Raw genomic sequence first — 9,584 nt, 5'->3', positions numbered from 1 at the left:
GACGGGTGGTTATGATTTTCTTAAAGAATAGCTCGGTTTATTTCAATTGATCTGTAATGTCTTTTGACAGTAACATTCCCAGATGGTAAGTTTTATTGATGTAAGTAATGACATCATTGATATTTTCAGTCGTGTGAATTTTCTCTTTGATGTCAGCTCTAAATGTTTCATCCTTCAAAAGTTGTTCTTGGTAGAGTCTTTGAAGTCGTTCTTTTTCGTACTTATTGAGCAGAAAAAGGAACACCAAGCTAATTACAACGAGGATATAAGCATATTGGCTCATAGGAAATCTCCCTGTATGATAAAAAATAGTAGTGAATAAATCGATTTAGTGGACCTAAAATAGCAGAACAAGTCAGCAAAACTTGATAAGATTTTTGATAGACCTCTAAACCAAAATCCGTATAGGCTTTAGTGTAAGTTACTTAGATTGCTTTGCAATCAAGTAACTTGAAGATTACGACGTCATGGCACCTAAATCGATTATATTTAGGTACCATGACTAGTGAAGCAGTTAGCTAGTCCGCACATACGCGGCTAGCGTCTAACAATTAGGAACTTTAGTTCCAATAGCTTTAAGATTACGACGTTCTGGAACATAAATCGATAATATTTATGTTCCAGAACTAGTGAAGCGCCTAGCCAAAGTCCGAATAGGATTTGGTCTTAGTTACTTAGATTACTTAACAATCAAGTAATTAAAAGATTACGACATGAACTAAACCCAATTGATACTATTTGGTTTGGTGAATTAGTGAAGCGATTAGACAAGTATCTCTAATTACGACGTAAAGAAACATAAATCGATAATATTTATGTTTCTTTACTAGTGAAGCAGTTAGCTAGTCCGCATAAAAGCGACTAGCGTCTAACAATTAGGAACTTTAGTTCCAATTGTTAGTACTGAATCACATCTTCTCTGGCGCTTCTACTCCAAGCAAGCGAAGGGCTTCTTTGAGAACGACTGCGGTTGCGTAGCTGAGGGCTAGACGGCTGTCGCGTTCTGGACTTTCATCCAAGATGCGCGTATGTGCATAGTATTTGTTAAAGGCTTGAGCCAGGCTAATTGCAAATTTAGCAATGATGGAAGGTTCAAAGTTATCTGCCGCACGGTTGATAATACGTGGAAAGTCTTGGATGAGTTTGATGATTTCCCAGCTTTCAGCATTATTCAGGCTATAGTTGCCAGCTGTTTCTGGTTTGAAATCCGCTTTGCGTAAGATAGATTGGATACGAGCGTAGGCATATTGAACATAAGGTCCAGTTTCACCCTCGAAGGATACCATAGCTTCTAGGTCGAAGTCGTATCCATTTGTACGGTCAGTTTTGAGGTCATAGAATTTAATGGCTCCTACCCCGACAGCATGCGCTACTTGGTCTCTATTTTCAAGTTCAGGATTTTTAGCCTCGATTTGGGCTTTGGCACGGCTAACAGCCTCTGCAACAGTAGGCTCTAGCAAGATGACATTCCCTTTACGCGTAGAGAGTTTTTTCCCTTCTTTTGTAACCAAACCAAAAGGAACGTGAGTAATGTCGTCACTCCAGTCGTAGCCCATCTCTTGCAAGACAGCTTTGAGCTGTTTAAAGTGGGCAGATTGCTCTTGACCAACGACGTAGATAGATTTGGCAAATTGGTATTCGTTTTTACGGTAAAGGGCTGCAGCTAAGTCACGTGTGATATAGAGAGTTGCACCATCAGATTTCTTGATAAGGGCTGGATGTTCAATTCCATATTTCTCAAGATTGACAACTTGGGCACCTTCTGATTCAACCAGAAGGCCTTTTTCAGAAAGAATGTCTACAACTGCATCCATCTTATCATTGTAGAAGGCTTCCCCGTTATAGCTGTCAAATTCGACTTGCAATTCATTGTAAAGACGGTTAAATTCTACCAAACTTTCATCACGGAACCATTGCCAAAGTGCGAGAGCTTCCTCGTCTCCATTTTCAAGTTTACGGAACCATTCGCGTGCTTCTTCATCCAAGCTAGGGTCATTTTCGGCTTCAGCGTTGATGCGGACATAGAGTTTAAGAAGTTCATCAATTGGATGAGCTTTTACAGCTTCTTCGTCGCCCCATTTTTTGTAGGCAACAATCAACATCCCAAACTGTTTACCCCAGTCTCCCAAATGGTTGACCTTGACCGTTTGATAACCGATTTTTTGGAAAATATGTGACAAGCTATCTCCGATAACAGTTGAGCGTAGGTGACCGATAGAAAATGGTTTAGCGATATTTGGACTAGACATGTCGATAACAACATTCTCTTGTTTACCAATATGTTGGTCAGCATAGTGTTCTTTTTCAGTGATAACAGTTTGTAATACTTGAGCAGAAATGGCAGATTTATCAAGGAAAAAGTTAACGTAAGGTCCCGTTGCAACAACCTTTTCAAAGGCTTGGCTGTTAATTTTTTCAGCCAGTTCAGCCGCAATCATTTGAGGTGCTTTACGTTCGACTTTTGCAAGAGAAAAAGCAGGAAAAGCAATGTCTCCCATTTCTGAGTTTTTAGGGGTTTCCAGTAAATTTAAAATAGCCTCTTGGTCTAGGCTATCAATGACGCTAGCCAATTCGCTAGCAATCAATTCTTTTGTATTCATTAAGAGCTCCTTTTTGGACTTTTCTACTATTTTATCACAATTTTAAAGAAAGAAGAAAAAATTTTTGAAATCTCCTATTTTTTTGGTATAATATAGTTATAAAAATAGTTATAAATATTCACATAAGAGGATTTTATGAGAAAAAGAGATCGTCATCAGTTAATAAAAAAAATGATTACTGAGGAGAAATTAAGTACACAAAAAGAAATTCAAGATCGGTTGGAGGCGCATAATGTTTTTGTGACGCAGACAACCCTGTCTCGTGATTTGCGCGAAATCGGCTTGACCAAGGTCAAGAAAAATGATATGGTGTATTATGTACTAGCAAATGAGACAGAAAAGATTGATTTGGTGGAATTTTTGTCTCATCATTTAGAAGGTGTTGCAAGAGCAGAGTTTACCTTGGTGCTTCATACCAAATTGGGCGAAGCCTCTGTTTTGGCAAATATTGTAGATGCAAATAAGGATGAATGGATTTTAGGAACAGTTGCTGGTGCCAATACCTTATTGGTCATTTGTCGAGACCAGCACGTTGCCAAACTCATGGAAGATCGTTTGCTAGATTTGATGAAAGATAAGTAAGGTCTTGGGAGTTGCTCTCAAGACTTATTTTTGACAAGGAGAGACGGAAAATGGCGACAGAAAAGCTATCACCCGGCATGCAACAGTATGTGGATATTAAAAAGCAATATCCAGATGCTTTTTTGCTCTTTCGGATGGGTGATTTTTATGAATTATTTTATGAGGATGCGGTCAATGCTGCGCAGATTCTGGAAATTTCCTTAACGAGTCGCAACAAGAATGCCGACAATCCGATTCCTATGGCGGGTGTTCCCTATCATTCTGCCCAACAGTATATCGATGTCTTGATTGAGCAGGGTTATAAGGTGGCTATCGCAGAGCAGATGGAAGATCCTAAACAGGCAGTTGGGGTTGTTAAACGAGAGGTTGTTCAGGTCATTACGCCAGGGACAGTGGTTGATAGCAGTAAGCCGGACAGTCAGAATAATTTTTTGGTTGCCATAGACCGTGATGGTAATCAGTTTGGCCTAGCTTATATGGACCTGGTGACGGGTGACTTTTATGTGACAGGTCTTTTGGATTTCACGCTGGTTTGTGGGGAAATCCGTAACCTTAAGGCGCGAGAAGTGGTGCTGGGCTATGACTTGTCTGAGGAAGAGGAACAAATCCTTAGTCGTCAGATGAATCTGGTACTTTCCTATGAAAAAGAAGGCTTTGAAGACCTTCATTTACTGGATTCACGATTAGCAGCTGTGGAGCAAGCGGCATCTAGTAAGTTGCTCCAGTATGTCCATCGAACCCAGATGAGGGAATTGAACCACCTCAAACCTGTTATCCGCTATGAAATCAAGGATTTCTTGCAGATGGATTATGCGACCAAGGCTAGTCTGGATTTGGTTGAGAATGCTCGTTCAGGCAAGAAGCAAGGCAGTCTTTTCTGGCTTTTGGATGAAACCAAAACGGCTATGGGGATGCGTCTCTTGCGTTCTTGGATTCATCGTCCTTTGATTGATAAGGAACGAATCGTCCAACGTCAAGAAGTGGTGCAGGTCTTTCTTGACCACTTCTTTGAGCGTAGTGATTTGACAGACAGTCTCAAGGGTGTTTATGACATTGAGCGCTTGGCTAGTCGTGTTTCTTTTGGCAAGACCAATCCCAAGGATCTCTTGCAGTTGGCGACTACCTTGTCTAGTGTGCCACGGATTCGTGCGATTTTAGAAGGGATGGAGCAACCTGCTCTAGCCTATCTCATCGCACAACTGGATGGAATTCCTGAGTTAGAGAGTTTGATTAGCGCAGCGATTGCTCCTGAAGCTCCCCATGTGATTACAGAAGGTGGCATTATCCGGACTGGATTTGATGAGACTTTAGACAAGTACCGTCGCGTGCTCAGAGAAGGGACTAGCTGGATTGCTGAGATTGAAGCAAAGGAGCGAGAAAACTCTGGTATCAGTACGCTCAAGATTGACTACAATAAGAAGGATGGCTACTATTTCCATGTGACCAATTCTCAACTGGGAAATGTGCCTGCTCACTTTTTCCGCAAGGCAACGCTGAAAAACTCAGAACGCTTTGGAACCGAAGAATTGGCCCGTATCGAGGGAGATATGCTGGAGGCGCGTGAGAAGTCAGCCAATCTCGAATACGAAATTTTTATGCGTATTCGTGAGGAAGTCAGCAAGTACATCCAGCGTTTGCAGGCTTTAGCTCAAGGAATTGCGACCGTTGATGTCTTGCAAAGTCTGGCGGTTGTAGCTGAAATCCAGCATTTGATTCGACCTGAGTTTGGTGAGGATTCGCGAATTGATATCCAGAAAGGGCGCCATGCTGTCGTTGAAAAGGTTATGGGGGCTCAGACCTATATTCCAAATACGATTCAGATGGCAGAAGATACCAGTATTCAACTGATTACAGGGCCCAACATGAGCGGGAAGTCAACCTACATGCGTCAGTTAGCCATGACGGCGATTATGGCCCAGTTGGGGTCTTATGTGCCAGCAGAAAGCGCCCATTTACCGATTTTTGATGCAATCTTTACCCGTATCGGAGCAGCAGATGACTTGGTGTCAGGTCAATCAACCTTTATGATAGAGATGATGGAGGCCAATAATGCTATTTCGCATGCGACCAAAAATTCCTTGATTCTTTTTGATGAGTTGGGACGAGGAACTGCAACTTATGACGGTATGGCTCTTGCTCAGTCTATCATCGAATACATTCACGAGCATATCGGAGCCAAGACCCTCTTTGCGACCCACTACCATGAGTTGACTAGTCTGGAGTCTAGTTTACAACATTTGGTCAATGTCCACGTGGCAACCTTGGAGCAGGATGGGCAGGTCACCTTCCTTCACAAGATTGAACCAGGACCAGCTGATAAATCCTACGGTATTCATGTTGCCAAGATTGCTGGCTTGCCAGTAGACCTTTTAGCAAGGGCGGATAAGATTTTGACTCAGTTAGAGAATCAAGGGACAGAAAGTCCTGCTCCCGTGAGGCAAACAAGTGCTGTCACAGAACAGATTTCACTCTTTGATACACCCGAAGAGCATCCTATCCTAGCAGAATTGTCTAAACTGGACATTTACAACATGACACCTATGCAGGCTATGAATGTCTTAGTAGAGTTAAAACAGAAACTATAAGACCAAGACTCACTAGTTAATCTAGCTGTATCAAGGAGACTTCTTTGACAAGTTCCCACTTTTTTGCTAGAATAACATCACACAAACAGAATGAGAAGGAGCTGACACATTGTCGCTCCCTTTTGTCTATTTTTTAAGGAGAAAATATGCTGATTCAGAAAATAAAAACCTACAAGTGGCAGGCCTTGGCTTCGCTCCTGATGACAGGCTTGATGGTTGCTAGTTCACTTTTGCAACCGCGTTATCTGCAGGAAGTCTTAGACGCCCTCCTTGCTGGGAAATATGAAGCTATTTATAGTATCGGGGCTTGGTTGATTGGTGTGGCCGTGATCGGTCTAGTTGCTGGTGGGCTCAATGTTGTCCTCGCAGCCTATATTGCCCAAGGAGTTTCATCTGACCTTCGGGAGGATGCCTTCCGTAAAATCCAAACCTTTTCTTATGCCAATATTGAACAATTTAATGCGGGAAATCTAGTCGTTCGCATGACAAATGACATCAACCAGATTCAGAACGTCGTCATGATGACCTTCCAAATTCTGTTCAGACTTCCCCTCTTGTTTATCGGTTCCTTTATCTTGGCGGTTCAAACCCTACCTTCTCTGTGGTGGGTGATTGTTCTCATGGTAGTCTTGATTTTTGGTTTGACTGCTGTCATGATGGGGATGATGGGACCTCGTTTTGCCAAGTTTCAAACCCTTCTTGAGCGCATCAATGCCATTGCTAAGGAAAATCTGCGCGGTGTTCGTGTGGTCAAGTCCTTTGTCCAAGAAAAAGAGCAGTTTGCTAAGTTTACGGAGGTTTCAGACGAGCTTCTCGGTCAAAATCTTTACATCGGTTATGCCTTTTCAGTAGTGGAACCCTTTATGATGTTGGTCGGTTACGGGGCGGTCTTCCTCTCTATTTGGCTGGTTGCAGGGATGGTTCAGTCGGATCCGTCAGTTGTTGGCTCCATTGCTTCCTTTGTCAATTACCTAAGCCAGATTATCTTTACCATTGTTATGGTTGGATTTTTGGGAAATTCTGTCAGCCGTGCCATGATTTCTATGCGTCGTATTCGAGAAATTCTGGATGCAGAGCCAGCTATGACTTTCAAGGATGTCCCAGATGAAGAGTTGGTCGGTAGTCTTAGCTTTGAAAATGTGACCTTTACCTATCCAATGGACAAGGAACCGATGCTGAAAGATGTGAGCTTTACTATTGAACCTGGTCAAATGGTTGGTGTGGTTGGAGCAACTGGTGCAGGGAAGTCAACCTTGGCTCAATTGATTCCACGTCTCTTTGATCCACAGGAAGGGGCCATCAAAATTGGAGGCAAGGATATTCGCGAAGTGAGTGAAGGAACCCTGCGTAAAACAGTGTCTATCGTTCTTCAACGTGCCATTCTCTTTAGTGGAACGATTGCTGATAACTTGAGACAGGGTAAGGGAGATGCTACTCTATTTGAAATGGAGCGCGCAGCCAATATTGCCCAAGCCAGTGAATTCATTCATCGTATGGAGAAAACCTTTGAGAGTCCAGTTGAGGAACGGGGAACCAACTTTTCAGGTGGGCAAAAACAAAGGATGTCGATTGCGCGTGGGATTGTCAGCAATCCGCGTATTCTGATTTTTGACGATTCGACCTCGGCCTTGGATGCTAAGTCAGAGCGCCTAGTTCAAGAAGCCTTGAATAAGGACTTGAAGGGAACAACAACCATTATCATCGCGCAAAAGATTAGCTCGGTTGTCCATGCAGACAAGATCTTGGTACTGGATCAAGGACGATTGATTGGTCAAGGCACGCATGCAGACTTGGTTGCCAACAATGCCGTTTACCGTGAAATCTACGAAACACAGAAAGGAAAGGAGGAGTGAAATGAAGACAGTTCAATTTTTTTGGCATTATTTTAAAGTCTATAAGCTATCATTTGTAGTCGTCATCCTGATGATTGTTCTGGCGACTCTTGCCCAAGCTCTCTTTCCGGTCTTTTCTGGACAAGCAGTGACGCAGTTAGCTAATTTAGTTCAAGCTTATCAAGATGGCAATCCAGAACTTGTTTGGCAAAGCCTATCAGGAATCATGGTCAATCTTGGTCTGCTGGTTTTGGTTCTCTTTATCTCCAGTGTCATATACATGTGTCTCATGACGCGCGTGATTGCAGAGTCGACCAACGAGATGCGCAAAGGCCTCTTCGGTAAGCTTGCTCGGTTGACGGTTTCTTTCTTTGACCGCCGACAAGATGGCGATATCCTATCTCGTTTTACTAGTGATTTGGATAATATCCTCCAAGCCTTTAATGAAAGTCTGGTTCAGGTCATGAGTAATATTGTTTTATACATTGGTCTGATTCTTGTCATGTTTTCGAGAAATGTAACCCTGGCCCTCATCACTATTGCCAGCACACCAGTAGCCTTCCTCATGCTGATTTTCATCGTGAAAATGGCACGCAAATACACCAACCTCCAGCAGAAAGAGGTAGGGAAGCTCAACGCCTATATGGACGAGAGTATTTCAGGTCAAAAAGCTGTTATTGTGCAAGGAATTCAAGAGGATATGATGGCAGGATTTCTTGAACAAAATGAGCGCGTGCGCAAGGCGACCTTTAAAGGAAGAATGTTCTCAGGAATTCTTTTCCCTGTCATGAATGGGATGAGCCTGGTTAATACAGCCATCGTCATCTTTGCTGGTTCAGCTGTACTTTTGAATGATAAGTCTATTGAAACAAGTACAGCCCTAGGTTTGATTGTTATGTTTGCCCAATTTTCACAGCAGTACTACCAGCCTATTATCCAAGTTGCAGCTAGTTGGGGAAGCCTTCAGTTAGCCTTTACAGGTGCTGAACGGATTCAGGAAATGTTTGACGCAGAGGAAGAAATCCGACCTGAAAAGGCTCCAATCTTCACTAAGTTGCAAGAAGGTGTTGAAATCAGCCACATTGATTTCTCATATTTGCCTGATAAACCTATTTTGAAAGATGTCAGCATTTCCGCTCCGAAAGGTCAGATGACAGCGGTTGTTGGGCCGACAGGGTCAGGGAAAACGACTATTATGAACCTCATCAATCGCTTTTATGATGTTGATGCTGGTGGTATTTATTTTGATGGCAAAGACATCCGTGACTATGATTTGGATAGTCTCAGAAGCAAGGTGGGAATTGTCTTGCAGGATTCGGTCTTGTTTAGCGGAACGATTCGAGACAATATCCGTTTTGGTGTGCCAGATGCTAGTCAAGAAATGGTTGAGGCAGCAGCCAAGGCAACCCATATCCACGACTACATCGAAAGCTTGCCTGATAAGTACGATACTCTTATCGATGATGACCAGAGCATCTTCTCGACAGGGCAGAAACAATTGATTTCTATCGCTCGAACCTTGATGACAGATCCAGAAGTTCTCATTCTCGATGAAGCCACTTCAAACGTAGATACGGTGACAGAAAGCAAGATTCAGCATGCCATGGAGGCGGTTGTAGCAGGCAGAACCAGTTTCGTCATTGCCCACCGTTTGAAGACCATCCTCAATGCAGACCAGATTATTGTCCTTAAAGATGGAGAAGTCATTGAACGCGGTAACCACCATGAACTTTTGAAACTAGGTGGCTTCTACTCAGAACTCTATCACAATCAATTTGTTTTTGAATAAGAAAAAGTTGTCCTATGTGGGCAGCTTTTTCTTGCCCATAAAAAATTTTTATCACAGCCTTAAAAAAAACATATTAGACGAAAGGCTTTTTGAGTGATATGATAGGACTATCGTTATACTCAATGAAAATCAAAGAGCAAACTAGGAAACTAGTCGCAGGTTGCTCAAAGCACTGCTTTGAGGTTGTGGATAGAAC

At 42.7% G+C, this 9,584-nt stretch carries 6 protein-coding genes; 4 read left to right on the top strand and 2 right to left on the bottom strand.

From position 1 onward, the window contains the following. Window positions 1-37 precede the first annotated feature (37 nt). Together HT698_RS10010 and argS are read right to left on the bottom strand one after the other, a co-directional pair. Window positions 38-283 (bottom strand): MarR family transcriptional regulator, encoded by a 246-nt coding sequence (locus tag HT698_RS10010; protein ID WP_173219891.1) that lies wholly within the window; start codon window positions 281-283, stop codon window positions 38-40. A 625-nt stretch (window positions 284-908) separates the two neighbouring features. After that, complete coding sequence (gene argS / locus HT698_RS10005) at window positions 909-2,600, bottom strand: arginine--tRNA ligase (protein WP_173219888.1); 1,692 nt, start codon at window positions 2,598-2,600, stop codon at window positions 909-911. Window positions 2,601-2,735: 135 nt separating this feature from the next. Here argS and argR point away from each other — a divergent pair, with 135 nt between their 5' ends. The 4 genes from argR (at window position 2,736) to patB (ending at window position 9,388) form a co-directional block, all read left to right on the top strand. Then, complete coding sequence (gene argR, locus HT698_RS10000; protein WP_001231476.1) at window positions 2,736-3,182, top strand: arginine repressor; 447 nt, start codon at window positions 2,736-2,738, stop codon at window positions 3,180-3,182. Window positions 3,183-3,232: 50 nt separating this feature from the next. After that, window positions 3,233-5,767, top strand: a complete 2,535-nt coding sequence (gene mutS / locus HT698_RS09995) for a DNA mismatch repair protein MutS (RefSeq protein ID WP_173219885.1) — start codon at window positions 3,233-3,235, stop codon at window positions 5,765-5,767. A gap of 146 nt (window positions 5,768-5,913) precedes the next feature. Then, the gene (patA, locus tag HT698_RS09990; RefSeq protein WP_173219882.1) at window positions 5,914-7,620 is read left to right on the top strand and encodes a multidrug efflux ABC transporter subunit PatA; all 1,707 of its coding nucleotides are present in this window, start codon (window positions 5,914-5,916) and stop codon (window positions 7,618-7,620) included. Window position 7,621: 1 nt separating this feature from the next. Continuing rightward, on the top strand, window positions 7,622-9,388 hold the full coding sequence (gene patB, locus HT698_RS09985) for a multidrug efflux ABC transporter subunit PatB (RefSeq protein ID WP_173214523.1): 1,767 nt from the start codon (window positions 7,622-7,624) through the stop codon (window positions 9,386-9,388). Window positions 9,389-9,584 lie beyond the last annotated feature (196 nt).

Source organism: Streptococcus sp. 3109 (assembly GCF_013276905.1).
Lineage (GTDB): Bacteria > Bacillota > Bacilli > Lactobacillales > Streptococcaceae > Streptococcus.
The sequence above is the reverse complement of the archived record's forward strand: the minus strand, read 5'-3'. Positions and strand labels throughout refer to the sequence as shown.

What these genes read in the sequence shown, in the direction of transcription:
- patB (WP_173214523.1), top strand. Translation starts at nt 7,622, where the DNA reads ATGAAGACAGTTCAATTTTTTTGGCATTATTTTAAAGTCTATAAGCTA.
- argR (WP_001231476.1), top strand. Translation starts at nt 2,736, where the DNA reads ATGAGAAAAAGAGATCGTCATCAGTTAATAAAAAAAATGATTACTGAG.
- argS (WP_173219888.1), bottom strand. Translation starts at nt 2,600, where the DNA reads ATGAATACAAAAGAATTGATTGCTAGCGAATTGGCTAGCGTCATTGAT.
- mutS (WP_173219885.1), top strand. Translation starts at nt 3,233, where the DNA reads ATGGCGACAGAAAAGCTATCACCCGGCATGCAACAGTATGTGGATATT.
- HT698_RS10010 (WP_173219891.1), bottom strand. Translation starts at nt 283, where the DNA reads ATGAGCCAATATGCTTATATCCTCGTTGTAATTAGCTTGGTGTTCCTT.
- patA (WP_173219882.1), top strand. Translation starts at nt 5,914, where the DNA reads ATGCTGATTCAGAAAATAAAAACCTACAAGTGGCAGGCCTTGGCTTCG.